This is a genomic window from Floridaenema fluviatile BLCC-F154 (assembly GCF_041929135.1).
Taxonomy (GTDB): Bacteria; Cyanobacteriota; Cyanobacteriia; order Cyanobacteriales; family Aerosakkonemataceae; genus Floridanema; species Floridanema fluviatile.
On the sequence record NZ_JBHFNS010000087.1, the window covers coordinates 198,046 to 223,265 of the forward strand.

The window sequence follows — 25,220 nt, forward strand, 5'->3', positions numbered from 1 at the left end:
AAAATAATGGAAAAAGAAAAAGACAAGTCTACCTGTTCATTTAGGATAGATAAAGATCTCAATGACTGGTTACTGGACTATCAAGAGGTAACTGGAAAAAGTAAAACAGATGTCATCATAGAGGCTCTAGTAACTTACCGCCTGTTAACTGTAAACGGCTTTAAAGTTCAAACCTGATAGATAGTAATAACACTGACCAAAAGCTGTGTAATACTGACCATTACAATAAATGACCAAATACCACGATATTTTGACCAAATATTGACCAATGACGTTATAATGGTGATGGATAGCGGCACGATGACCTTTTATTGCCGAGAATACAACAGTCAGACTGAGCAAAGGCTTTCAGACTTTCTGATGTATTCGATGACGCTTAAAAGCGAGTGCTGCTTTAAAAATGCAGATATCACTAGTTAACCTGTGATATTAACCCAAGCTCAGAAATACTAGGTAATAGTAGCAATAACCTAAAAACTATTATCTATGGACACTGAAAACCAAAATATTGAAAGTACACAAACTGAAGAGGCGATCGAGAATAGCCAACAGACTCAGCCTGATAGCCAAGAAAATAAGCCTGCTGAGAAACAAACCCAAGATCTAACTGAGATACTATCTACCAAGCTGACAGAACTAATAATACCTTTGGCAGCTAGACTGGAAACTTTAGAGAAAAACAACTCAGCACCTAAGCAACCTGAGAAGAAACCAGAGCAGTCGAAAGAAGACAAACAGGACACTAAAGAAGCTTTGGTTAAGACTTTAGAGAACCGCTTGAGAAACTTAGAAACTGAGCTAAATAAAGCCAAAGAAGAGCAGAAACGTAGAGATGCTGAGGCTGTATCAATGAGGTTTGACAATACCCTGCTGACTGCCTTAGACAAGCAACCTGTACTGCATAAACCAGTAGTTATCGAGTTACTAAGCAACAGGTTTAAAAATAATGCTTTGGAGAAAGACGGAAGTTTCTATACTGCTGACGGGCAAACTCTACAAGAAGCGGTAGATGCTTTTTTAACTACCGAAGCTGGTAAACATTTCCTACCTGCTCAGTCTTTACCTAATGGCACTGGTACGCCTGCACCCAACAAAAATAAACCAGGTCAGCAGAAGATAACCACTGCTGAGGCTTTACGTCAAGCATTTTTAAGCAACTTCTAAACCTATACCCAGTAACATTTGAGTCTAGTTAACTGCCTTAAAATAGGGCAGTTTTTTATTTTACTTGTATACATAACTGGTCAACCAGTACAAAATAATGTATAGTACAAAGACAGCCTTAGACAAGGCTAGTTAACTATCTAAGATAACTAGTGTAAATATAGTGGAAACTAAGCCATCAAAGGACTTAAACCATGAGATATGATGCAATGGTCTTTACTCAACTAAACCATGTCATCTCAAACAACAGTTTTAAAACTAGTTACCTCTGTCTCCAAAAAGCATTAAAAGACTATAAACAAGCTGGTTACACGCTTTTTATCGGGAAACTTACCACAACTAAAGCGGCGCTGTATCAAGAGGTTATCAGAGTACTTGCTGACTATTCTGCCCACAGAAAAATAATAAAAACTCTGTTGGATGTTTTACCCGATGTTACAGAGGAGACTTACACCGAATGGCAAGAAAGAATAAATAAGGTAGAGCAGTCATATTTAGACAGAGAAAGAAAAGAGGCTGAACTAAGACAGGGTAGGCGCTACACTTGGGAAGATAGGATAACTTACGAATGGCGCGACCTCAGAAATAAAGGTATTAGTCAAGAGCAGACATATAATATTCTGAAAGAAAAATATTACCCAGAGTTGTTGGGTGATGACGACAACCCACTAAACGCGCTCAAGTGTATTTCTTACCTTTATATGGGAAATCAGGTAGCATAAGCGATCGCAGGTTCACTAGTTGACTAGCTAGTAAGACATACTAAGCAAATATACTCAACTTTTTGAAACCATGTTTAACTGGTTGACATAACTAGTCAACTAGTGCATAATAAGAAGTATAGAGAACAGGGCAGCGCCACACAGCCCACCAAGACATTAACCAAGGAACTACAGCAATGACTACTCAAGAACTACTTGTTAACGAACTCGGATCAGCAGCTAATAGCCACAACTACAGAAGACTTCAAAAGGCTTTAAAAGCTTACAGACAAGCGGGTTACAGAGTATCAGTCAAACTCAACAGCAAAAAGTTCATCCTAGAAGAAGAAGCTATCCGCCTGTATAACGACTTTTGGTATTTCGGAGATAGACAGCAAAAACAAGAAACCTCATCTGATGACCAGTACACCCAATGGTATGAAGAGTTAAAACGTCAGCAGGCAGAACAGCAAGCGAGATACCAAGCTGAACAAGCAAGAAAGGAAGCTGAACAGCAAGCGGCACAAGCTAAGGCAAGTAAGTCTGCTCAGGAATACGATCGCTACTTCGGCATTATTACATCAGAATGGGGCATCTTATCGATCGCTGGTATGACCTGGAAAGAGATTTATAGAAAGCTTTCTAAAAAGTATCACCCCGATGTTACCAACCATCCTACAGAAGCCATGCAAGCTTTAAACAACATAGCAGAAGCGCGTAAAGTCAACTACCAAGTTTACTGCTATTAATCCCAGTAAAGGCTACTAAATACTAGTTAACCAGTAGCCTTAACTAGTTCTCAGTCCATAAGTACAAGTACTCAAAGGTAATAAGATGGATGAACTGATCAGACAGTTTCTAGCCGCAATACAGCCTAAGCCTATTTACACTAACGATCTTCACGTCACCTACAAAACCTTACTGCATCGAAAGGACTTCGGCATAACTGATGACTTCCCCATTTACCTAACCCTGGAACGAGTACCCAGAGATGATCTTCGGTTTGTAGAGATCAAGCGAATAGGCGAAAAGTACAAAGTTTTCCTTAGATAACTAGTTGACATAGTAGGTTAACTATTACGAGCATTGAACCATAACCAAGACATAGGACACAGCCAAAATGCACATCATATCTTGGATAGACAACAGACCAGTTAAAGAGCAGTTACGTCAGAATATTTGGGTAACAGGTCAGACAGGAAGCGGTAAAACTCTGCTATTAACCACACTTAAGGCGCTCAAAGTGGAGTTAGAACCTGAGACAGCGTTCACAGGCACTATAGATGTAGCTTACGATATCTTACGCGATCGCATGATTCACGGCGTTAGGAACGGTAGATCATTCCTATTGATGCTAGACGACTTTAACAGTCACTTCATCAGTAAAGATGACCTGAGACATCTGAAAACCATTCTTAATGTTGGCTACCAATACAATATTTTTGTCTGGGGAGCCTCCCAGTGTAGCTCAGTAAATACTTTAGGCATAGCCAGTTACGCAGATAGTCATTTTCACCACGTTAAGCTATAGCATCTGTTACGCAGGTTGACCTACTTTGTTAAGTATAAAGTAACCAAGACTTACCAAGACATTAACCAAGGACTAGAACCATAATGGATCAAGTAAACGTACTGACTCAACAGGGTATTACTTACTTTCAGCACTCCCAGAGTCAAGCTGTAGGGGTTGACGTAAAAGGCTTAAGCATCCTTGCTGGTGTACCCCTAGCGGTTATCGTTAGGCTGTTAGATAGTCTCTTAGGTATCTCTGATACCCCAGTGCCAGCGACATTAAAGCGACTAGAAGGCAAAGTTTTTAACAAGTCTGTGGCAGTTATACCCCGAACAGCCGTAGTGGACAGTACAGCTGCGATCGATATACTAGAATACTTTGCTTTTGAGAACAGGCAATACAGAAACCAACAGGCATTAAGTGCGTATTGTGACTTTAAGACTATCGGACTACGCGATCGCATCACCTACATGATCCGGCGCTTAAAGGCTGAGGCTAAAGGCGGTTAGGCGATCACCTGTTCTATTCTGGTGTTGACCTAATAATGACCAAATAGCATCTGATAAGTATCTATGCTTGCCAGGTGTTTCTTTTGGCTATTGCTAGACTAAACAGTTTAGTTTTCAGGTTTTAATTGCTGACGATGATGCGATCACTCTTAAATATTTTGGTAGTCCCTTGTTTTTGCCTCATTATACTACGTCCATAAAAGCTTGGGCTTTGCTTTACCTCCTGTGGACTACAGCTTGGTATGGTGAAACGTCCAACCAAGTATTTCTCCTTACTAGATACTTACTAAGGCAAGGACGGTGCGAAATCGATCCATTTACTATGGGTATATAGTATTCTTGGAAATGAGGAAAATGACTGAATTACAAGTTTGGTACACTCACCCAGTCATTTGCTCAACTTATTAAATTATTGCCTATCTAAGGCAGGAGTCTATTTAATGAAAACAATGGCGTTACCCCCCGGTATGACCTTTCTCGTAGACTGGCTTAAGGCAGACTACTCAGATCTACTGGCAGATTTGTCACCGAAGGATGTAAACGTAATAACCCAACAAATGCGTTGGGATTACTTTCAACTCCGGTGGCGATGCCCCAGAAAAGTAAACGGAATAAATATCTACCATAAGGTAGAAGACAAACCCCTTCTAGAAAGGGTGTTACTTCCCTACAAACAATAAGGAGAACGGAAAATAGGTAAATAGGTTCCACTCACCTGTTTTAGAGATAGCTTGATAGCCGCAACTATCAGGCTTTCCTTATATCAGGTAGTAGGATTAGCTTGACTGGTTTTACTAAGTTTCTTCTTAGAGTTTCAGTCCCCTACCGGGGATAGGGGCTAATATCAAGCCAAACACCACCTATTAACTACGATGTCTAATGACATAAATGTAGTTACTAGGGTTTAAACCCGCCTGTTTAGGTTTTCAAGGTGGTAACTGGTGTAGAGTTATTCAGTGCAAAAAACCAAGAAGTCTTATCTGCAACAGAATAACTGGTATGCAGTTATTTCTTTATTATGTTACCCCAAGTAAGGTATTTTGTCACAAAAATATGGGGGTATTTTGTCACAAAAACCCTAAGCGCATCAATACCTTATTTATAGACGCATTCCATTGTTAAGTCTGTTTGGTGAGAGTGATTGTAGGCGATCGCCTGATGCGATACGAGGCGACTTCATGAAGTTATGTTAAAACTAATTGACTTATTGGGTAGCCTTATGTAATTGTTGAATGTCTAAGGAATACCTATCAGGTATTGAAAGATTCTGTTCCAAATAAGTCGTCTACATGACTTAACGAAATACCCCTGTAAGGGCTGAATTGGATATTTTATTGCAAATAGGTCTACACGATCTGATCGCTTTCCCTGTATAGGGCTAGATATTAAACTTTACTAAACCACCAAGTATACAAAGGTGGTTTTAGTTTTCTCTGTTTCTGCTACGTACATCAAAAGTACGGACACTAAGTATATAGTATAAAGTTTTTAGGCTATCGCCTGTCTTATCCTGACATTTGACCAAATACTGACCAAAGTTACCCAAATACTGACCCAATAAAACCAGGGGACGGACTCAGCCCTTACTAGGCAAGCTTAGGTAAATATTTATTAAGTTTTAGATTTCTGGTAGCTTCACCTGTCTGTCAGGACTCCAGTAGTATTCCCTCAACATTTGGGTTGAAGTGCCACAAAGCATAGCTATAGTTTGCATATCCACTCCCTTCCTTAACATCAGTGTGATGAAGGTATGTCTGACATTGTAGAGAGGTAAATATTGGCTAACCTTGCCTTCTGTTACTAGTTGTTTAACTACTTTTCTCCAGCACCTATTAGTGAAGTTATGCAGGTTAATGTAAGTGCCTGTAGGACTGGGGAATATAAGGGAGTTAGGGAAATAAGTATGATTAGTTTTTCTCCTTTCCAAAAACTCTTCTAGCTGACTGTTTATCGGAAAGTTTCTAATAACATCTGTTTTACTTCCCTTTAGTACTCCATTACTATAGGCTTTACTAAAGGTTATTTTGTCTTGTTTAATGTCATTCCAAGTTAAAGCGATCGCATCTTCAGGTCTACATCCCGTAAGAAATAGGAACTCAATAAAGTCAGCATAATGACTATGTTTAAACCTTGATTCTTTTGGGGTATAGGTATCACTTCTGAAGGCTTTTATTATTATTGGTATTTCTTCAGCAGTAAAACACTCTGGTTTCTTATTTTTATTCTTTTGTCTTGGTAATTGCTCTAATAAGTCTGTGAATGGGTTATTAGTTAAAGTCTTACTTTTAACTGCCCAATTACCACAAGCTTTTAAGTGAGTAAAGACCTTTTGAAGTGTTCCGGCACTATAATGATTTAAAAGGATATCCCCTAAGAGGTGAACGTTATCAAGCTTTAACTGTTCTGTAGTGAGTTTACTTAAAGCATTCCTTACTCTTGAGTAATCCTGTTTAATAGTAGTTTCTTCTACCCTGCCCTTTTGCCTTTCTTCAAATTGGTTCCATAACTCTAATAGGTTGGGAACTTTTTTTGAAGTAACGATAGAGGGTACTTCTTTCTTAATACAGTACTTAGATAGTTTGGTATCCGAATAATCAAATAACCCAGCAGCTATATCATGTTTAATCTGTGCTGCTATACTTTCAGCTTTAGCTAGATGTGCTGGATTGTTATAGTTGCCTCGATAAATAGGGTTAGCTCTGTACTTAACCCCGTTAATAACGAACTGAATTCTAATACACCCTTCGCTATCAACAGGTTTTATTTGTGGTGGCTTTGACTGGTACATTTTACCCTGTTTCTTACCCAAATCAGTTGATTTGGGAAGAGGGCATCATTGAAAACCCTTGTCATATCTACGTTTTATGTGATAAAATACGGGACTCATAAGCCTGGGGTCGTTGGTTCAAATCCGACCTGAGCCATTTTAAAAAATAGATATATTAGGGGTTTGGTAAAAAATCTTCGTCAAGAGTTTGTTCGGGAGTAAAAGGTGACTCGCTAGGAAAGATATGGAGAGGTAATTCAGTTTCGTCTGCGGCTTCCTTTCTGGCATTTTGATAGCACTTATCGAATACCTCTGCCAAATAATTACGCAAACTTGGGCTATCTTCAAATGCTTCTATCAAGCGTCGTCGGTGTTCTCTAATGGTATATTTCCAACTTCCCGATCGCTTTTCTGGTTGATATTTGTACTTCAAAAGGTGCATTAAAAGCACGATTAAATTACTGCGAACAGCCTGTTTTTGGCTTTTGCCCATATCCTCAATTTCTTCGATTAAGTTGGCTATATCTATCTCGGCTAACTTGCCTTCCCGCAGTAGCCTAAGAGTTTCTTCAATCCATAAGTAAAAATCGCGATCGTAAAGACTTGGTGTATTACTTGCTATTGTTTGGGCTGATTCCATTTTTTTTAATTGCTAACTACTGTTCGGGTAAGAAATCTTCGTTAAGAGTTTGTTCGGGAGTAAAAGGTGATTCGCTAGGAAAGATATTGAGAGGTAATTCAGTTTCCTGTGCTGCTTGTTTTCTAGCTTTCTGATACGCTCGATCAAAAATTTCTTTAAAATATTCTTTCAGACTAGGGCTTTCCTCAAAAGCTTCTTGCAAACGAATCCGATGTTCAATAATCGTACTTCGCCAACTTTTAGAACGTTTCTCTGGCTGATATTTGTACTTCAAAAGGTGCATTAAAAGAACTCGAAGATTACTGAGTAATGCCCGCTTTTGACTCCCACTCATATCTTCAACTTCTTCTATTAGGTGTTGTAGGTCAATTTCTGCCAACTTTCCCTCTCGTAAAAGTTTGGCTGTTTCTTGTGCCCATAAACAAAAATCGCGATCGTAAAGATTGAAAGTTTGAGAGTCTGATTGAGATATCGTCATACAAATGTTTTTTAATTTTGCCAAAGCTTGCAGGTGTTTGGGCTTTCCATTAAAAAGTGTCAAACGGCGACTGTGGCAATTTCTTCGGGGGTGAGGTGAGAGTGTAATACTTCACCGTCGCGGAACCAAACTATGCGCTTGGTTTGTTTTGCTACTTCTGGTTCATGAGTTACCATGACGACTGTAATCCCACTTTCATTTAATTCTGTAAAAATATCCATTACTTCTTGGGTAGTTTTAGAATCTAATGCGCCTGTGGGTTCGTCTGCTAATAATAATACTGGGCGGTTGACTATGGCGCGTGCGATCGCCACCCGCTGTTGTTGCCCCCCAGAAAGTTGATTTGGTTTATTATTTAATCTTTGGGCTAATCCCACTTTGGTAAGTGCTTCCACCGCCCGTTCTTTTCTTTCTCCCCCTGGAACACCTGCATAAACCATTGGTAACATGACATTTTCCATTGCAGTTAATTGGGGTAAAAGATGGAATTGTTGAAAGACAAATCCCAATTTTTGATTGCGAATTTTGGCTAATTCTGCATCTGGTAATTGGGAAACATCGACTCGATCTAAATAATAGTTACCGGAGGAAGGGCGATCGAGACAACCGATAATATTCATTGCTGTAGATTTACCCGATCCAGAAGCACCCATAATTGAGCAATATTCACCTTCTTCAACTACTAAATTAACTTCTTGTAGTGCTTTTACTTCTGTATCACCACTACCGTAAACTTTGCTAATGTCTTCTAATCTAATAATTATTGATTTGAGCATATTTGATTTTTCCTAATTTACCGAATTAAATCTTTGAGTTTGTAGGGGCGGGTTTAGCAGATGAATCTGTACTCACAACAGAAGAATTAACCACAAAACCCGCCCTTACAGAATTTGTCGGGGGCGGGTTTTGTTGAGATATTGTCTGTGGGTGACAAAGATTATCTGCTAAACCCGCCCCTACATAATTACATTATTGTTTTCCCAGTTCCCAATCTATGCGCTTCTCAAAGCTACAATTGGATCTAATTTGGCGGCGCGTTGTGCGGGAACTACTCCGAAGAATAAACCGATACCACCGGAAATTCCTACAGCTAGGACGATCGCAACTGGTGAAATTCCTGCTTTTAAAGGAGTTAAAGCACCAACTAAAGCGACTCCACCAACTCCAATTACAGTTCCGACAATCCCACCAGCAGCAGAGAGAATTATTGCTTCAATCATGAATTGAATTAAGATATCTTGCTGCGTTGCACCGATCGCTTTTCTCAAGCCAATTTCCTGAGTTCTTTCTGTCACTGACACTAACATAATATTCATTACGCCAATTCCGCCGACGAATAGAGAAATTCCGGCGATCGCAGCTAACATTAAAGTCAAAGCGCCTGTAATTGTTCCGACAATTTGCAAAACATCTCTTTGAGTTCTGACCGTAAAATCATCTTCTGTGGTAATTTTATGGCGCAATCTTAACAAATTACTGATTTGAAATTGAGCCGCACCAATACTATTAGCATCTCGCGCCGAAACCGCAATAAAATCTATTTCAGTCCCGTAAGGAGAAGTTCTTCCTCTGAGGCGATTAGCCATTGTAGTGATCGGAATAAAAATTGTATCATCCTGGTTACTTCCCAAGAAAGAACCCTTTGATTCCATCACCCCAATTACTAAAAAGCTGAGATTTCTAATTCTCACTTTTTCACCAATGGGGTTTTGATTACCAAAAAGTTTACCAACTACATCAGATCCCAGGATCGCTACTTGGTTGTTACTCTTCAAATCTTGATCGCTGAAAAATCTACCTCTAGCTAAATCAAAACTGCGAACTGGTAAAAATTCTGGGGTAACACCGATAATTTGAGTGTTGGTATTTCTATTACTATAAACTACTGGTTGACGGCTTTGAATTTGTGGCGCTACGTCTGTCACCGAGGGTACTTGACGTGCGATCGCTTTCGCATCATCTAAGATCAAAGTTTTGGGAATATCCCGGTTTCTTTGAGCATTTTGATTACCAGGGATGATAAACAAAACATTTGGACCCAGGGATTCAAACTGTTCTGATGCTAACCTTTGCGCCCCTTGCCCAATTCCCACCATAGCAATTACCGACGCATTACCAATGATGATACCCAACATCGTTAAAGTGCTACGCAATTTGTTTGCAACTAAAGTAGTAGTTGCCATTTTTACGCTTTCAACAATATCCATTTTTCCAGTTAATTACTAACAAAGCTTATTCCAAAAATGTTTTCCCGAATTAGGTAGGGACAGAGCATAATTAATCTTTGGATTGGGATGAGTATCTCTCATCTCTTGTGTCCCTACGGTTGAATTTTTTTCCGATCTTTGGGCAAATCAATATAGATTTGTTCGCCTTCTTTCAAACCTTCTAAAACTTGAGTTTGGTCTTCTATTGTGGAACCAATAGTTACCGGACGAAATACTGATTTGTTCCTTTCACCTGGTAATAAAACCCCGGTTTGTCCGTTTTCGGTAACGATCGCCACCGTCGGCACCATTAAAGCACCGCTAACCTGTTTTCCTAGAAAAGTTAAATCCACATTCATTCCCGATTTTAACTCTTCCAACCCAGTAACTAATTCCACTCTTACTTGGAAAGAAGTAACATTTTGATCGACAATTGCTTCGGGAGCAATTAAGCGCACTTTCCCCTTAAATACTCGATCGGGATAAGCATCGGCGACAATTTCTACATCTTGTCCTTGTTTAATATTCCCAATATCAACTTCAGGAACTTTGGCGAGAATTTCTAAACCACGAGCGATCGCTACCACCGAAGTAGAAGTTGCTGAAGCACTAGTAGAAGCCGTAGTTGTTGGCGTAACAAAAGCCCCAATAGTTGCGTATCTTTGAGTAACAATTCCTTCAAAAGGAGCGCGAATAATCGTATCACTTAATTGCACTTGCATTTGTTTAACTCTCGCTTCCGCTTCTTTGACTCCGGCTTCAGCTTGAGCAATATCTTCGGGGCGAGAACCTGCTATTAACAAATCTAAGGCTTTTTGTGCTTCTCTCACCGCTGCTTGTCTTTGAGCAATTACTTCCGGGCGAGTACCTTTTTGCAACAAATCTAAAGCTTCTTCTGCTTCTTGAACCGCTGCTTGTTTTTGAGCAATTTCTGCGGGAGAAATCCCATTTTTTAATTGTATTAATCGGCGTTTTGCTTCTTCTAAATTCGCTGTTGCACTGCGATATTCAGAAGTAACTTCTTGCAAGCGATCGTTAGAAATAGCCCCTTGACTAGCTAAACTTTGATTAGCTTTTAAACGTTGTCTGGCTAAATCTAACCTAGCTTGGGCGGCTTGAACTTGCGCTTGAGTTTGAGCAATTTGTTGAGGATTACCAGTTTGCACTGCGGTTAACTGGGCTTTAGCTTGATCTAAACGAAATCTTGCTTGGGCAATTTCTTCTGGGCGACTTCCGGCTCTAGCTTCGGCTAACTGGGCTTGGGCTTGTGATAATCTGGCTCTAGCTTGGGAAATCTCTTCCGGGCGATTTCCGGCGCGAATTTCGGCTAACTGGGCTTGGGCTTTGGCTAATGCTGCTTTCGCTTGCGCTAGTTGCGCTTGAATGTCCGCATTATCCATTTTGGCAATGATATCGCCTGCTTTTACTTCGTCGCCTTGTTCAACCATTAACTCAGAAATTCTTCCCGCAGTTTTTGGGCTGAGGTTAACTGTTTGAATTGGCACTACTGTACCGCTGGCTGTAATTCGCAGGGTAATTGTCTTGGCTTCAACAGGGACAGTTACTTGCGCCACATCAGTTCGCGGCGTTACTCGGTTGACTACGACGTAAGTACCAGCTGAAACACTTAATAGTCCAGCAGCGATTAACCCGGCAATCCAAGGGGTGCGTTGGTCAGATTTTTTACCAATAAAAGGAAGTTGCATGATTGGGAAATTATGTAATCGGAACGGTGAGGGATAGGGGAATTACTCAGACAATAAATATAAGCTCAGAACAGTACAGAGATTTGAGTGTAGGTTTTATCAATGGTTTGATTTTCATCTTTAACCTTAATCCCGATCTCAGGTAAGTATATCGGTTGGTTTGACTGAAAAATATACATAAGTGGTCAGTTTAGTTTACTCTTCTTAATGGTAACGAGTTTTCGCGATCGAGCAGGATCGGTTAATTGGGTATTGCTTGGCAGAGAAATGCGATTCTGACTCTACATAAGTTAAAGACACCAGCAACTTAATTCCGGTTCACAATCAATAAATCCGCTTAGAGATCGAGAAAGTTAACTGGCTAGCCGAACTTGTCCGAAATAATGAGGTAGAGTATCGTTAAACTAAACTGACGACATCTTCTGACTTCGAGGCTGTACTGTGCCAACCAAACGTAAACCTTGGTTTCATCTTTTGTTCATCTTCGGGATTTGGAGCGTGGCTGCACCAGCTTTTGGACAGGCGCTTGTTCCCCATGCACTCCAACTCAACACATCGCAGTTGGAGCAGCAAGGGTTAAGCCTAGCACAAGAAGCTGCTCAGTTGGCGCAATTCCAACAGTATGAATTAGCTTTAACCCGTGCCCAATTAGCAACACAGCTTTCCCCAAAAAGTTACCAAGCTTGGTTTCTCCTGGGTGGATTGTATGTGCAGAATAATCAATTAGACAAAGCTATTGCGGCGCTTAAAAAAGCTCAGGCTTTAAAACCTGACGAAGCTGCTATTTTCTTTGCGATGGGTTCGGCATACTTTCAACAGGAAAAGTATGATGCGGCGCTGGCGGCTTTAAAAGGTGGCTTGAAGCTTAAACCCAATTCTCCCGAAGCTTTGTTTGATTTGGGAAATACTTATTACAAGTTAAATCAATTTCCCCAAGCTTTAGACAGCTACGAAAAAGCTGTGAAAGCTGATGCTAAATTCTGGCCTGCAATTAACAACATTGGTCTGATTAAATATGAACAGGGTAATGTCGATGCGGCGATTACGCAATGGCAAAAAGCTCTAACTATTGAAAAGGATGGCGTAGAACCTAAGTTAGCGATCGCAGTCGCTCTCTACACCAAAGGCGATCGAGAAAAGGCTTTAACCTTGGGAGAAGCTGCGATTAAAAGTGACGATCGCTATGCTGATATCGACTTTTTAAAGCAAAATCTTTGGGGTACTCGCTTAATTAGCGACACACAAAAATTCCTCGCTACCCCCAGAATGCAAGCCACGATCGCCCAAGGTTCTCAACCTTCTCAACCTCAAGCAGCACCGCGTTAGGGGCAGGGGTGCAGGGGGGGCAGGGGTGCAGGGGGGGAATTAGATTTTATCTATACCCTTTACCCTTTCTTCCCTACTCCCTACTCCCTAATCCCGTTCAAATGCCAAAAAAGCTTAACTTTACATTATAATTTATTCGCTCAGTTTCAGTAAACTTATTGCTGAAAAGACCATAAAGTAGTACATAAGTACTTGTAAGACCTAAATTAGAATCGCGTTAAAGATGAATCAACCCCGAAAAAATAGCTCTAATTCTCTGCTTGCTCCCCTACCGCTCTGCCTACCTACCCCCTGCCTGCTGCCTGCCTGTGCAAGGAATAGCTCAGGTAGGCTAGTGTGAGAGTGTCTGCGGTATTGAATTAAGTTATGTTTTTAGTCTTTAGGCAGCAGAGCCATGATTTGATCTACGAATTGTTGATGATCGACTACAGGTTTAGAGATATAGCCATCGGCACCGCTTTGTTTGAGGAAGTTTTCCCGATCGCCCTCCATCGCATGAGCCGTTACCAAAATCACAGGCAAATTGGCAGTTTGCGGATCGGCTTTCAACATTTGGGTAATTTTAATCCCATCCACAGATTTACCTTGGTAACTACTGTGTTGTAGAGAAACATCCATCAAAATTAAGTCAGCTTGACCAGTCTGGGCAATTTTCATTACTTCTTCTACATCTTCAGTACCCTTAACTTCTAAACCACCCCGCTTAGTAAGAATCTTCGAGAAAACACGAAGGTTAATTGGATCATCTTCAACTATTAGAACAGTTTTCATTTTAGTTTCCCTTTCCCTAAATTCAGAATAAGACAGTATTGGCTATGCCGATTGATACTACTGTAAAAATTGCTGGTTTCGCGCCCATAGATTATTTTTTCGTCAACATTAAGGAACATTAACTCATGGCAAAACAGTTAAACATACTCTCTTCAGGACAGATTATCACTACTGCTCTGCATACAGAGATGCAACGGTCTTATCTTGAATATGCCATGAGTGTGATTGTCGGGCGAGCTTTACCAGATGTCCGCGATGGGTTGAAACCCGTACATCGACGCATTTTGTATGCGATGCACGAATTGGGATTAACACCCGATCGACCTTATCGGAAGTGTGCCCGTGTGGTTGGAGATGTTTTAGGTAAATACCACCCTCACGGCGACCAAGCAGTTTATGATGCTTTGGTGCGAATGGTGCAGGATTTTTCCTGTCGTTATCCGTTATTGTCAGGTCATGGCAATTTTGGTTCAGTAGATAATGATCCTCCAGCGGCGATGCGTTATACAGAAACACGCCTCGCACCAATTAGTCATGAGGCGATGTTGAGCGAAATTGGCGAAGCTACAGTTGATTTTATCGCTAATTTTGACAATTCCCAGCAAGAGCCTGTAGTTCTACCTGCCCAATTACCCATTTTATTACTTAATGGCTGCGCTGGAATTGCGGTAGGAATGGCGACTAATGTTCCTCCACATAATTTGGGTGAGTTGGTAGATGGGTTAATTGCTTTAATCGACGATTCTAATCTCTCTGATGATAAATTGTTGGAGTTAATTCCGGGCCCGGATTTTCCCACTGGGGGCGAAATTGTGGGAACTGAAGGAACTCGTGAGGCTTACACTACTGGAAAGGGTACGATTACGGTGCGGGGAATTGCCAAGATTGAAGAAATTCAGATTGGCAGAGGTCGTCAGCGGCAAAGGGGAACTACGCGCAGTGCGATCGTAGTTACAGAATTACCTTTCCAAGTGAATAAGGCGGCTTGGATTGAAAAGATTGCTGAGTTAGTTAATCAAGGTAAAATTGAGGGGATTGCGGATATTCGGGATGAAAGCGATCGGGAAGGAATGCGTGTAGTTATTGAACTAAAACGCGATGCTAGTCCGCCAGAACTTCTGGAACATTTATACAAACAAACGGCACTAGCGACTAATTTTGGTGCGATCTTGTTAGCTTTAGTAGATGGACAACCTAAACAATTAAGTTTGCGGGAAATTTTACAAGAATTTCTCCGATTCCGGGAACAAACTCTGACTCGACAATATAGCCATGAATTAGAACAAACTGAAAGACGTTTGCATTTAGTTGAAGGTTTAATTGCTGCTTTAGAAAATTTAGATGCAATTATTGAAATTCTCCGCAATGCGCCTGATGGTTCGACGGCAAAAGCTACTTTTCAACGTCAATTTAATTTTAGCGATCGCCAATCTGATGCCATTTTAGCCATGCCTTTGCGTCGGTTAACTGGATTAGAACGTCAGCAATTACAACAGGAATTAACCGAACTTAGGGAACGAATTCAAATTTTACAAAGATTATTGAGCGATCGACATGAATTACTCAAAGCTTTGAAAAAAGATTTGCGTTCTTTGAAAAAGAAATACAACGATCCTCGACGCACGCGCATTTACAAAGACGTTGTAGTTGTCGCAAGCCAAGCCAAAAACAGCCCCGAAAAGAAAATTAGAGTTCCTAAAGAACGTCGCCGAAATAAATCAAAAACCGAAGATTCCGAAGGGCAACTTTCCTTATTTACTCCTTTAACCTCTACTCCTGAAGAAGCAAACTTAGAAATTACTAACAAAGGTTATATCAGGAGATTGGCAAAAAATGCCAGTAAATCAAATTTTAAATCTGCTGATGATTGTGTAGTGAAAACTTTTTCCACCACTACGGAAGCTGATTTAGTAGTAGTAACTGGTAGCGGTAAAGCTTTCCCGGTGAAAGTTGGGGAAATTCCCCCGACTTCGGGACAAGCAAAAGGTACACCATTAGTTAGTTTGTTACCTCAAGTTAAGGAAATTCCCGAAATTTTGGCGGGATATTTTATCGCGCCGTCAGCAGAGGATTCTAATACTGTGGTTGTGGTGAGTGAAGAAGGACGAATTAAGCGGTTAGCAATTTCGGAATTCGCTAATTTAACTCGGCGCGGTTTAACAGTTTTAAAAGTAAAAGATGACGATCGATTATTGTATGCTTTCCCCGCTAACGATCGCGGAGAGATGGCTTTAGCTACTACTAATGGACGCATTTTGCGCTTCTTACTCAACGAACAACAATTACCTGTGATGAGTCGTGGTGCTGGAGGTTTACCAGCATTAAGATTAGGTCGTCACGAAAAGTTAATTGGTGCGGTTAGTATCAATCAAGATGATAATTTGTTGTTAGTTACTCAGTTAGGTTATGCCAAGCGATTACCAATTAGTGCAATTCGTTTAGCTAATTTGGGTGATATTGGAACTCAAGCTTTGCAATATACCAGCAAATCAGATGCTTTAGTTAGCATGGTAGAAGCAATTCCTGAAACTAAAGTTATGCTGTTAACTGATACACCTAGAACGATCGCTTTATCTGTGGAACGGATTCCTTTTTGGGGTAAGGATGGGACTGGCGATCGGATTAACAAGCTCAAGGAAGAGGAAAAAGTTGTCAATTTAGTAAGCGTTGATAGTGAATCGTAAGGGGTTGCAGCGTGGCAAAAGTTGTTCTGGAAAATGTTTATAAAAGCTTTTCCGATCGCTCGGAAAATTCGGAATCGGAAGCTAAAAAGGGAGAAAATTCTTCATCGCCTACTCCCGTCTTACGCCGGATTAATCTGACGGTGGAAGATGGCGAATTTATGGTATTAGTCGGCCCTTCTGGTTGTGGTAAAAGTACGTTATTGCGGTTAATTGCGGGATTGGAAGAGTTAACAGGCGGGAATATTTGGGTAGGCGATCGTTTGGTAAATGATTTACCACCAAAAGAACGCGATATTGCAATGGTATTTCAAAATTACGCTCTCTATCCCCATTTAACTGTTTATGATAACATCGCCTTTGGTTTGCGCCGAATGAACCGTAGCACAGGCATCTTGCCTGTCAATCCAAAACAGAACTTTTCCCACTTTAAAGAAGATTTCTTAGTCAGAGTAACTAAGCCTTTTCCGAAAAGTTTGCGTTACCTTTCGGAACGGGAAAAAGCTGTGCAGAAGCAAGTAAAAACTGTGGCGCAATTATTACAAATTGAGTCGCTTTTGTCACGTTTACCAAAGCAGCTTTCTGGGGGACAAAAACAACGGGTAGCTTTAGGACGTGCTATTGCTCGAAATCCCCAAGTTTTTTTGATGGATGAACCTTTATCTAATTTAGATGCTAAATTAAGAGCGGAAACTCGTACTCAAATTGTGAAATTACAGCGTCAGTTGGGCACTACTACTATTTATGTGACTCACGATCAAACTGAAGCGATGACAATGGGCGATCGCATCGCCGTAATGAATCAAGGTCAATTGCAACAATTAGCTAAACCTTTAGAATTATACAACCATCCCGCTAATATGTTTGTCGCTCAATTTATTGGTTCCCCACCAATGAATTTTATCCCGGTACATTTCCAAGCGCCGCTATTAATTAATCATCCACAATTTCGCTTCACTTTACCAGAAATTTGGGCTGATGCTTTGCGAAAGTTCGATCGGCAATCCCTAATTCTAGGCATTCGTCCCGAACATTTTAGCCTCAGCGTTCCCGCGCCAGAAAATTTACAAGTAGAAGTAGATTTAGTGGAAGCGTTAGGAAATGAAACTCATTTATCAGTTCACTTGCTGGGTGAAACTAACCCGGATTTTAGTTTACAAGTGCGAATTCCACCGGAAAAACAAGTAACTATTGGTGATAAAATATCCTTAGCGTTGTTAAGTAAAAAAATTCATTTATTTGACCCGGAAACTAACTTAGCCATATTTCCCAAATATTAATATTTTTTTAATTTTCTTATTTAAAAATTAAGATATACGTTGATTGCATAAGTTTTCTTAATGATAAGAGACAATTAACTTTTGACGATGTACCTAAAAGCTGCTTACCGTCAGCATCAGAGGTTTTTGTCTCATCGGAAAAGCCAAGTAAATTCGCTATCAAGACTAATTGAAAATATTTCCCAAATACTGTACTTTATAATCAGAAACAATAAAAATAAACCTAACTCAAACAATGACCTTATCAGAACTCAAACCGGGTAGTTTGGCGATTGTCAAAAGTGTACAACTAAGCCGTCATGGTCAAGGATTGGCGAAACGCTTAGAAGCAATGGGAATTGTTCCTAACAGACCAATTAGAGTTTTGCGCCAAGCTTGGTTTGGTGGCCCGTTGCACATTCGAGTCGGTTCTACTACGGAAATCGCCATTAGAAGAACCGAAGCCCAAATGGTATTAATTCAGACAATGGAAGCAACAAATTAAGCTGACAATTATTAAACCCAGCTATTAATAAATTATTAACTTTGTGCAGGTGAAATTATGAACTGTCACTCAGGTGCTACTGCTGTAAACACCGCTAAAGCAGTAAAAAGAGTTGCGCTAATTGGAATGCCCAACACCGGAAAATCAACTTTGTTTAATCGGTTGACAGGTGCGACAGCATTCGTCGGAAATTGGCCGGGAGTGACAGTAGATTTATTACAAGCTCATATTAATATTAATAACGAAACGGTAGAGTTTGTAGATTTACCAGGAATTTACGATCTCAACGGTTTTTCTGAGGATGAAAAAGTAGTTAACCAATTTTTAGAGAACTTTGGCGTTAACTTAGTTGTGGTAGTTTTAAATGCTGCCCAAATTGACAGGCAAATTCGCTTAGCTTTGCAAATTAAAGCTTTAGGTTTGCCAGCAATTATCATCTTGAATATGGCAGATGAGGCGAAACATTACGGAGTAGAAATTCAAGTAAATGAGTTAGGGAAACGCTTAGAATTACCAGTGTTTCTGATGACTGCTAAATATGGCAGAGGCTACGAAAGGGCTTATCGAGCAATCAGCCAATTATTAGCAGAAAGCGTTACTACTGAGAAAATCGATAATTTGAATACTTCCTTAGCGGAAAAGATGGATATTTCGGTTGCAGAAATCGAAAATGTTCTCACAGGTGCGGTACAAATGCCTTCGCAGATGGCAGTTAATATTACTCAGCAGATCGATCGCTTTTTACTCCACCCAATCTTAGGTTTACCTTTATTCTTTGCGGGAATGTTCGTGGTGTTTTGGGTAGTTTGGAATGTGGGATTACCCTCCCAAGACATCATGGATCAAATCACAACTTGGTTACAAAGTAATCTGATTGAACCATTAGTTAGTCCCTTACCTAAATTAGCCCAAGACTTTCTGGTTAATGGACTTTGGGGCGGATTAGCAACTGTGGCTTCTTTTGTGCCATTAATTGTGTTGTTTTTCATGATTATGGCAGTTTTAGAAGATAGCGGTTATTTATCTCGTTCTGCTTATTTAATGGATGCTTTCATGGCAAAATTAGGGCTGGATGGGCGCAGTTTTGTCATGCAAATGATGGGATTTGGCTGCAATGTTCCGGCTTTAATGGGAACAAGAGTCATGCGTTCTCAATCCCTGCGACTATTAACAATGTTAATCATTCCCTTTTCGTTATGTGCAGCGAGATTGCAAGTTTTCGTATTTATTATTGCGGCAGTTGTTCCCAAGGGTAACGGTGCTTTAGTATTATTTTCTTTGTATATCCTCAGTTTTGTAGCTGCCATAGTTACCGCTGCACTTTTCCAAGGGTTATTTAAAAATGAAGAACCTTTTGTATTAGAATTACCTCCTTACCGAGTCCCAACTTTAAAGCACGTTTTATTCAGAGGTTGGGGAGAAGTAAAAGAGTTTTTGACTAGGGCTTCAGGTTTCATTACTTTGGGTTGTGTCGCCGTTTGGGTAGTAACAAATTTGCCTCCAGGTGCAACAGGATTAGATACAATTGGTGGACAAATTGGGCAATTTTTAAGTCCAATTATGGAACCAATTGGCATTAATCCCTATTTAACTTTAGCTTTATTGTTTGGCGTGATTGCTAAAGAAGTTGTAGTGGGTTCTTTGGCGGTAATTTATGCTTTGGGTGAAGATGCGGTAACTAGCCAAATTGCCGGATCAGTTACCTTTATTCAAGCCTATAGTTTCTGTATTTTCTGTTTGCTTTACACTCCCTGCTTAGTCACAACAGCGACGTTATTTAATGAAGCTAAAACTTGGAAATTTACTTTATTTGCTTTAGCTTATTCCTTGGGTTTTGCTTGGCTGGCTAGCTTCATTTTCTACCAAAGTGCTTTAGCTTTAGGTTGGAGATAATCAGATTCTAGATTTTGGTTTTTGAATTTTCGATTTTAAAGATTTACAATTTTGAAATCGAAAGTTTTTTGCTGTGAATTTAAAGGAGACTTTTCGTAAAAATGGGTAAGAAAGAAACAACTCAAACTAGTAGTATTGAATTAGTGCAAGCGATCGCAGGTTGCATCCAATTAAAAGCAAACGATCCTGCTAGTAACCTGTGGTTAAATATGTTAGGACAACAATTACAACAGCAAAAAGGTGTTTGTGCTATTCAAACTGAGGAAGCAACGGGGAACTTAGTTATTATTTTCGATCCGCGAGTTCTCACCTTACCTTCAATGTTGGATCTTCTGCAACAGTGGGGTGTCAGTGGGATAACTCCGCCGCAAATGTCGCCGGATAAACAAGTGGGTAATTTTTTATATCAACATCCGAATGTAGACGCTTTATTACCGATGATTACTGGCATGATTGTTACAGAAACATTGCGTCTTCAAGGTGGTTGGGCGATGTTTGTAAATTTGATGACGGCGAGTTTCACTCGACAGTTATTAAATCAAATCGAAGCAAGTTCTAATTCGGTGTTCGCTACAGCAGAAAATAACACAGATTCTAAGTTAGTTGAACTAGAAGCGATCGCAATTCCCCCCCAAACAATCTCTTCTGAAAATGACTCAATTGAAATAGTTCATGCAATTCCCGGTAGAATTCGTTTGCGAGTACCAAAATTGTTAAAAAATCCTGAATATGTGCAACAATTGCAAGAACTTCTCAGCACAGATTCGTCAGTAACTAATCTTCGCATTAGCGATCGCGTTGGTTCAGTGGCAATCAGTTATTATACAAATGGGATGCCGGATAGTGCAGTGCGCGATCGTTTAATCGCTGTAGTAAAATCGACGATTTCCCCCGCAGAAGAACCAGAAAATTTAACTGATTCTCCTGCAATATCGGTTCCCAAACTAGAGAGTAATAGCAATTCAGCTTTCGCAACTAAAGAAATTCAATCATCGGGAATGAATACTAGTTGGCAAGATTTAAAACCTGGAATAGCGTTAGAGTTGCTGAATTCATTTTTAACAAAATTTACATTAGCGGCTTAAGTTGCAAAGGAAATGTAGAGATGGCAAATTCAGTAATTGAATTAGACAGGGTGAATTTAGAAATTAACCAAATAGAAAGTAGCCCAATAATTCAACCTTCTACATCTGTTTGTAGTTTAGTTCATGCAGTTCCCGGTAGAGTCAGGTTTCGCGTACCTAGACTCAGTAAAGATCCGCGATATGCTAAACGTTTGCAAAAATCAATGGAAGCATTAAAGGGCGTAATTCAAGTGCGAGTTAGCCCTGATGCTGCCTCAGTTGCGATTAAGTATACAACTAAAATCCACTCAGAAGTTGAAATGCGATCGCTCTTAGCGAGTCACATTCAAAACATTGATTTGCGGGTAACAAACGTCGAATTACCCAAAGTAATTAAACCAAAAATTGAGAAATCTGAACCAGAAGAATCCTTTGATTTCTCTGATTTAGCATTACCAGCCTTAGCGACAACTTTAGCATTATTAAAAGCTACTTTTCGGGTTCCGATTCCCCAAATTGTAGTAGCAGGTTCCGTAATTGCTGCCGGATTACCTGTAGCCAAAAGAGCCGCAGAAAGCTTAGTTCAAGAAAAGAAATTAAACATAGATTGTTTAGATGTTTTAGCGTTAGGCGCTTCCTCTTTACAGGGAGATTGGTTAACCCCAGCGTTATTATTATTGTTGCATGAAACTGGGGATGCAATACGCGATCGCACCGCCCGTTCTTCTGCTTGTGAAACCGCCGATCTTTTGGATAGTTTAAGTCACTTTGCTTGGGTAGAAGAAAACGGAGAAATTCGCCAAGTCACCGCTACAGAAGTCAAAGTTGGTGATATCGTCGTCGTTTATCCAGGGGAACAAATTCCGGTTGATGGGAAAGTAATTAAAGGGGAAGCAGCGATCGATCAACAAAGACTAACTGGTGAAGCAATGCCAGTAGTGAGAAAATTAGGAGAAAGCGTTTTTGCTTCTACTTTAGTGCGATCGGGTAAAATTTATATTGAAACCCAACGAGTCGGAAATCAAACTCGCGCAGGCGCAAGTATCGAATTAGTAAAACAAGCGCCAGTTCACGATACTCGAATGGAAAATTACGCTTCAAATGTAGCCGATAAAGCCATTTTACCAGCCTTAGCTTTAGCAGGTGCAACTTGGGCAATTACTCGTGATTCTGCCAGAGTTGCTTCCATTTTAAGCTTAGATTTTGTCACAGGAATTCGCCTCGCAATTCCCACTACATTTTTAGCCGCAATCAACCATGCAGCGAAACACGGAATTTTAATTCGTAGCGGCAGAACTTTAGAACAATTAGCGAAAGTCGATACAATTGTTTTTGATAAAACCGGAACTTTAACTCAAGGAGACTTGCAAATTGTTGAAGTTGATACTGTTAGCGATCGCACCACTCCAAAACGACTTTTACAATTAGCAGCATCCGCCGAACAAAGGTTAACTCACCCCTTAGCAGAAGCAGTAATTCACTATGCAGAATCGCAAAATGTTGAGATTTTGCCAAGGGAACAATTGCAATTTGATGTAGGTTTAGGAGTTAGTGCAGAAATTGACGGCGAGAAAGTTTTGGTAGGAAGCGATCGCTTTTTACGCAAACAAGGAATTAGCATCGACTGTTTCTATGAAAAGCATCCTTGTATTTGGGGAAATTGCGGTTCTCCGCATACTGATTGTCCAATTTCTGCCAATTCCTCAGTGATGTATATCGCCAGCAACGGGGAATTTAAAGGAGTATTAAAATATGCTGATCCTTTGCGAAATGAAACCAAAACCGTGTTAGAAAAATTACGATCGCGCTATGGTTTAGAGATACATCTCTTAACAGGTGATAATCAAGCCAGAGCCAATGCAGTAGGGCGAGAATTAGAAATGTCAAACGAACAAATTCACGCCGAAGCTTTCCCCGAAGTCAAAGCCGAAATAGTCCGTGAATTGCACGAATCAGGTAAAACAGTCGCCTTCGTGGGAGATGGTTTAAATGATTCAGTGGCGCTTGCTTATGCAGATGTTTCAATATCCTTTGCAGGAGGTTCGGAAGTCGCCAGAGAAACCGCCGATGTAGTATTAATGAATGACGAATTGTGGAGTTTGCTAGATGCGATCGCGATCGCCAAAGAAACCATGCAAATCACCCACCAAAATATCGGTCTTTCAGTAGTACCAAATCTCGCCGCGATCGGAATAGCATCCACAATTGGATTAAACCCATTATTAGCCGCAGTCGTGCATAATGGATCTGCGATCGCCGCCGGAGTCAACGGTTTAAGACCTTTATTAGTTCATCGTTATACTTCCACTATTAATAATAGCGAACAGTGAGAAATAAAATTGTTTTTAAACCACAGATGAACATAGATGAAAGAGGGGGAAATTATGCCTTTTGATTGGAAACAATTACAAATTCAAAATAAAGGACGAGCGATCGCGATCGGAATTGGCGTGGTAGCATTAGCACCAATAGTACTTCCCGTAGTTGCTAAAGCTGGAAAAGCGATCGCCAAAACCACAATTAAAACCAGTTTTGAACTTTACGAAAAAAGCAAAGATACCGCAGCAGAAGCCGTAGAAGTTTGGCAAGATTTAGTAGCAGAAGTACAAGCCGAATTAGCCGCCGAAAAACAGATCGATTCGAGCGAGCAAACTAACAAATCTTGAACTTCTTAGTAATACCAAATCCCGGTTAACTCTCTCTTTAACTTCTTCCTCTTCTTCCTTCGCGCTCTTTGCGTCCTTCGCGGTTTAAAAAATATCCCCAGGAAGAAGCTACAATCCAAGAAATCAAAAGGGATTTGAACTTGCCATGAATAACCAAACAAAACAGCCAGATCCAGAAATGATCAAACGCCATGTTTTGAATATATTGCTGGATAAAGCGATCGCACAAGCAGAAGAAGATATTCGTAACAGTCCCCTGACAGCTTATCGGTTAAGAAAAGCTAAATCTGTAACAACAAAAGAAAATATTTCCGACTCATAATGTTTATATTTTCTCCCTCACCCAAGCGCGAAACGATCGCACCAAACTAATTTCATCAATAGTTTTGCTTTGTTCGATAAACTTAGCCATTTCAGTTACTAACAAAACAGGGAAAACTAAAGATCGATCGCACTCAGTATATCCCGTTTTTCCTAACTGATAAAACCGCAAAACTCGCCCGTTATATCTCCAAAGTTCAGGTACTCTCAAAGCTGCATAAATCTGCAACTTATCAACAGAACTGCTAGTAATATCTACCTCGATCGCTAAATCTGGTGGCGGATCTTTAGCCAGATCTATTTCTCGCTTACCTCTGACTGCTAATTCATTTTGAATATAGTAACAATTATCTGGTTCTATTCCCCTTCCAACATCTTCTCGTTTTAAAGTCATCGATCGCGCACTTTTAATTATGACATTCAACTCTTCTGCTAAAGCGAAAATAAAGCGATCGAACTGAATATTATAACTTTCATGTTCGTAGAGTGGAGTCATAATTTCCAGCCTGTAGCCATCATAAGCAAATCTCGAACCTCGGTTTTCGCCAGTTTCGCGCAGCAAAGTGGTAAAAGTTGACCAACTAATACTTTCTAACCAAGTTCTTTGTTCGGCAAGTGTTGAAGTAGCGATCGTCATAATTTATATCCATAAATCTGCACAAATCAACTAAGTAGCTTTGGGGTAATCATCATTTTAATTTTAGCCAAAATTGGCATCCCAGAAATTATAATTTTTTGTCGCCAAAAAGCGAAGACTTGAACGAAAACCCTTGACACTCTCCCGTCAAGCTGGCGCTGTGACGGGAGATTCTTGTTTCTCAGAAACACGCTTTTTGGTACAAGTACCACCGAGTCTTACTGCTTCTCCACAAGCTTGAAATTCCGTTTGCCCAACGGTATTTGCTGACAGAATTTTAATACCCTCTTCCCGTAAGTTTTTCGCGGCATTTTCATCACGGTCATGATGAATTTTACATACTGGACAAGTCCATTCTCTGTCTTTCAAAGTGAGGGAATCGTTCTTGTGTTTGCAGCAATTGCAAAGCTTG

Annotated in this window: 24 protein-coding genes; 15 read left to right on the forward strand and 9 right to left on the reverse strand. The window is 40.2% G+C overall.

What is annotated here, in order from left to right; all coding sequences use genetic code 11:
• The first annotated feature begins 6 nt into the window (after positions 1-6).
• The 6 genes from ACE1B6_RS24460 (at position 7) to ACE1B6_RS24485 (ending at position 3,887) form a co-directional block, all read left to right on the forward strand.
• The gene (locus ACE1B6_RS24460) at positions 7-177 is read left to right on the forward strand and encodes a hypothetical protein (protein ID WP_413259888.1); all 171 of its coding nucleotides are present in this window, start codon (positions 7-9) and stop codon (positions 175-177) included.
• Between the two features lie 309 nt (positions 178-486).
• A complete protein-coding gene (locus ACE1B6_RS24465) occupies positions 487-1,164 on the forward strand; it encodes a hypothetical protein (RefSeq protein ID WP_413259889.1) in 678 nt (225 codons plus the stop codon).
• A 194-nt stretch (positions 1,165-1,358) separates the two neighbouring features.
• Positions 1,359-1,886: a hypothetical protein gene (locus tag ACE1B6_RS24470; RefSeq protein WP_413259890.1), complete on the forward strand. Its 528-nt coding sequence runs from the start codon at positions 1,359-1,361 to the stop codon at positions 1,884-1,886.
• Positions 1,887-2,062: 176 nt separating this feature from the next.
• Entirely contained in the window at positions 2,063-2,614 is a 552-nt protein-coding gene (locus tag ACE1B6_RS24475; protein WP_413259891.1) for a hypothetical protein, read from the forward strand.
• A 371-nt stretch (positions 2,615-2,985) separates the two neighbouring features.
• The gene (locus ACE1B6_RS24480; protein WP_413259892.1) at positions 2,986-3,396 is read left to right on the forward strand and encodes a hypothetical protein; all 411 of its coding nucleotides are present in this window, start codon (positions 2,986-2,988) and stop codon (positions 3,394-3,396) included.
• Between the two features lie 83 nt (positions 3,397-3,479).
• On the forward strand, positions 3,480-3,887 hold the full coding sequence (locus tag ACE1B6_RS24485) for a hypothetical protein (protein ID WP_413259893.1): 408 nt from the start codon (positions 3,480-3,482) through the stop codon (positions 3,885-3,887).
• Positions 3,888-5,505: 1,618 nt separating this feature from the next.
• On the opposite strand, the gene ACE1B6_RS24490 is transcribed toward ACE1B6_RS24485, so the two are convergent.
• From ACE1B6_RS24490 to ACE1B6_RS24515, 6 genes are all read right to left on the reverse strand, one after another.
• Positions 5,506-6,696 (reverse strand): tyrosine-type recombinase/integrase, encoded by a 1,191-nt coding sequence (locus tag ACE1B6_RS24490; RefSeq protein ID WP_413259894.1) that lies wholly within the window; start codon positions 6,694-6,696, stop codon positions 5,506-5,508.
• Between the two features lie 133 nt (positions 6,697-6,829).
• Complete coding sequence (locus ACE1B6_RS24495) at positions 6,830-7,294, reverse strand: DUF29 domain-containing protein (protein ID WP_413259895.1); 465 nt, start codon at positions 7,292-7,294, stop codon at positions 6,830-6,832.
• Between the two features lie 16 nt (positions 7,295-7,310).
• Entirely contained in the window at positions 7,311-7,772 is a 462-nt protein-coding gene (locus ACE1B6_RS24500; RefSeq protein WP_413259896.1) for a DUF29 domain-containing protein, read from the reverse strand.
• Positions 7,773-7,831: 59 nt separating this feature from the next.
• Complete coding sequence (locus tag ACE1B6_RS24505; RefSeq protein WP_413259897.1) at positions 7,832-8,548, reverse strand: ABC transporter ATP-binding protein; 717 nt, start codon at positions 8,546-8,548, stop codon at positions 7,832-7,834.
• Between the two features lie 216 nt (positions 8,549-8,764).
• A complete protein-coding gene (locus ACE1B6_RS24510; RefSeq protein ID WP_413259898.1) occupies positions 8,765-9,979 on the reverse strand; it encodes an ABC transporter permease in 1,215 nt (404 codons plus the stop codon).
• Between the two features lie 113 nt (positions 9,980-10,092).
• Positions 10,093-11,685 (reverse strand): efflux RND transporter periplasmic adaptor subunit, encoded by a 1,593-nt coding sequence (locus tag ACE1B6_RS24515; protein ID WP_413259899.1) that lies wholly within the window; start codon positions 11,683-11,685, stop codon positions 10,093-10,095.
• 441 nt (positions 11,686-12,126) lie between these two features.
• Here ACE1B6_RS24515 and ACE1B6_RS24520 point away from each other — a divergent pair, with 441 nt between their 5' ends.
• On the forward strand, positions 12,127-13,011 hold the full coding sequence (locus ACE1B6_RS24520) for a tetratricopeptide repeat protein (RefSeq protein WP_413259900.1): 885 nt from the start codon (positions 12,127-12,129) through the stop codon (positions 13,009-13,011).
• Between the two features lie 372 nt (positions 13,012-13,383).
• Here the strand turns inward: ACE1B6_RS24520 and ACE1B6_RS24525 are convergent, their stop codons facing one another.
• Positions 13,384-13,782, reverse strand: coding sequence for a response regulator (locus ACE1B6_RS24525; RefSeq protein WP_413259901.1), 399 nt, complete (start codon positions 13,780-13,782; stop codon positions 13,384-13,386).
• A gap of 125 nt (positions 13,783-13,907) precedes the next feature.
• Here ACE1B6_RS24525 and ACE1B6_RS24530 point away from each other — a divergent pair, with 125 nt between their 5' ends.
• The 8 genes from ACE1B6_RS24530 to ACE1B6_RS24565 all read left to right on the forward strand — a co-directional run bounded on the left by ACE1B6_RS24530 (position 13,908) and on the right by ACE1B6_RS24565 (position 24,172).
• The gene (locus ACE1B6_RS24530; RefSeq protein WP_413259902.1) at positions 13,908-16,466 is read left to right on the forward strand and encodes a DNA gyrase/topoisomerase IV subunit A; all 2,559 of its coding nucleotides are present in this window, start codon (positions 13,908-13,910) and stop codon (positions 16,464-16,466) included.
• Between the two features lie 11 nt (positions 16,467-16,477).
• On the forward strand, positions 16,478-17,743 hold the full coding sequence (locus ACE1B6_RS24535; protein ID WP_413259903.1) for an ABC transporter ATP-binding protein: 1,266 nt from the start codon (positions 16,478-16,480) through the stop codon (positions 17,741-17,743).
• 235 nt (positions 17,744-17,978) lie between these two features.
• Complete coding sequence (locus tag ACE1B6_RS24540) at positions 17,979-18,227, forward strand: FeoA family protein (protein ID WP_413259904.1); 249 nt, start codon at positions 17,979-17,981, stop codon at positions 18,225-18,227.
• 57 nt (positions 18,228-18,284) lie between these two features.
• Positions 18,285-20,120 (forward strand): ferrous iron transport protein B, encoded by a 1,836-nt coding sequence (feoB, locus tag ACE1B6_RS24545; protein ID WP_413259905.1) that lies wholly within the window; start codon positions 18,285-18,287, stop codon positions 20,118-20,120.
• 101 nt (positions 20,121-20,221) lie between these two features.
• A complete protein-coding gene (locus ACE1B6_RS24550; protein ID WP_413259906.1) occupies positions 20,222-21,205 on the forward strand; it encodes an HMA2 domain-containing protein in 984 nt (327 codons plus the stop codon).
• A gap of 20 nt (positions 21,206-21,225) precedes the next feature.
• On the forward strand, positions 21,226-23,514 hold the full coding sequence (locus tag ACE1B6_RS24555) for a heavy metal translocating P-type ATPase (protein WP_413259907.1): 2,289 nt from the start codon (positions 21,226-21,228) through the stop codon (positions 23,512-23,514).
• Positions 23,515-23,568: 54 nt separating this feature from the next.
• Positions 23,569-23,850, forward strand: a complete 282-nt coding sequence (locus ACE1B6_RS24560; RefSeq protein WP_413259908.1) for a DUF5132 domain-containing protein — start codon at positions 23,569-23,571, stop codon at positions 23,848-23,850.
• Between the two features lie 145 nt (positions 23,851-23,995).
• The gene (locus ACE1B6_RS24565; protein ID WP_413259909.1) at positions 23,996-24,172 is read left to right on the forward strand and encodes a hypothetical protein; all 177 of its coding nucleotides are present in this window, start codon (positions 23,996-23,998) and stop codon (positions 24,170-24,172) included.
• A gap of 3 nt (positions 24,173-24,175) precedes the next feature.
• Here ACE1B6_RS24565 and ACE1B6_RS24570 read toward each other — a convergent pair whose 3' ends face one another.
• Positions 24,176-24,808, reverse strand: coding sequence for a Uma2 family endonuclease (locus ACE1B6_RS24570; protein WP_413259910.1), 633 nt, complete (start codon positions 24,806-24,808; stop codon positions 24,176-24,178).
• Positions 24,809-24,955: 147 nt separating this feature from the next.
• Positions 24,956-25,220 (reverse strand): zinc ribbon domain-containing protein (locus tag ACE1B6_RS24575; protein WP_413259911.1); only part of this gene is annotated, 265 nt, incomplete at its 5' end.

Coding starts and splice junctions, on each gene's coding strand:
- ACE1B6_RS24460 (WP_413259888.1), top strand. CDS start 7: ATGGAAAAAGAAAAAGACAAGTCTACCTGTTCATTTAGGATAGATAAA.
- ACE1B6_RS24465 (WP_413259889.1), top strand. CDS start 487: ATGGACACTGAAAACCAAAATATTGAAAGTACACAAACTGAAGAGGCG.
- ACE1B6_RS24470 (WP_413259890.1), top strand. CDS start 1,359: ATGAGATATGATGCAATGGTCTTTACTCAACTAAACCATGTCATCTCA.
- ACE1B6_RS24475 (WP_413259891.1), top strand. CDS start 2,063: ATGACTACTCAAGAACTACTTGTTAACGAACTCGGATCAGCAGCTAAT.
- ACE1B6_RS24480 (WP_413259892.1), top strand. CDS start 2,986: ATGCACATCATATCTTGGATAGACAACAGACCAGTTAAAGAGCAGTTA.
- ACE1B6_RS24485 (WP_413259893.1), top strand. CDS start 3,480: ATGGATCAAGTAAACGTACTGACTCAACAGGGTATTACTTACTTTCAG.
- ACE1B6_RS24495 (WP_413259895.1), bottom strand. CDS start 7,294: ATGGAATCAGCCCAAACAATAGCAAGTAATACACCAAGTCTTTACGAT.
- ACE1B6_RS24500 (WP_413259896.1), bottom strand. CDS start 7,772: ATGACGATATCTCAATCAGACTCTCAAACTTTCAATCTTTACGATCGC.
- ACE1B6_RS24505 (WP_413259897.1), bottom strand. CDS start 8,548: ATGCTCAAATCAATAATTATTAGATTAGAAGACATTAGCAAAGTTTAC.
- ACE1B6_RS24510 (WP_413259898.1), bottom strand. CDS start 9,979: ATGGATATTGTTGAAAGCGTAAAAATGGCAACTACTACTTTAGTTGCA.
- ACE1B6_RS24515 (WP_413259899.1), bottom strand. CDS start 11,685: ATGCAACTTCCTTTTATTGGTAAAAAATCTGACCAACGCACCCCTTGG.
- ACE1B6_RS24525 (WP_413259901.1), bottom strand. CDS start 13,782: ATGAAAACTGTTCTAATAGTTGAAGATGATCCAATTAACCTTCGTGTT.
- ACE1B6_RS24530 (WP_413259902.1), top strand. CDS start 13,908: ATGGCAAAACAGTTAAACATACTCTCTTCAGGACAGATTATCACTACT.
- ACE1B6_RS24540 (WP_413259904.1), top strand. CDS start 17,979: ATGACCTTATCAGAACTCAAACCGGGTAGTTTGGCGATTGTCAAAAGT.
- feoB (WP_413259905.1), top strand. CDS start 18,285: ATGAACTGTCACTCAGGTGCTACTGCTGTAAACACCGCTAAAGCAGTA.
- ACE1B6_RS24550 (WP_413259906.1), top strand. CDS start 20,222: ATGGGTAAGAAAGAAACAACTCAAACTAGTAGTATTGAATTAGTGCAA.
- ACE1B6_RS24555 (WP_413259907.1), top strand. CDS start 21,226: ATGGCAAATTCAGTAATTGAATTAGACAGGGTGAATTTAGAAATTAAC.
- ACE1B6_RS24560 (WP_413259908.1), top strand. CDS start 23,569: ATGCCTTTTGATTGGAAACAATTACAAATTCAAAATAAAGGACGAGCG.
- ACE1B6_RS24565 (WP_413259909.1), top strand. CDS start 23,996: ATGAATAACCAAACAAAACAGCCAGATCCAGAAATGATCAAACGCCAT.
- ACE1B6_RS24570 (WP_413259910.1), bottom strand. CDS start 24,808: ATGACGATCGCTACTTCAACACTTGCCGAACAAAGAACTTGGTTAGAA.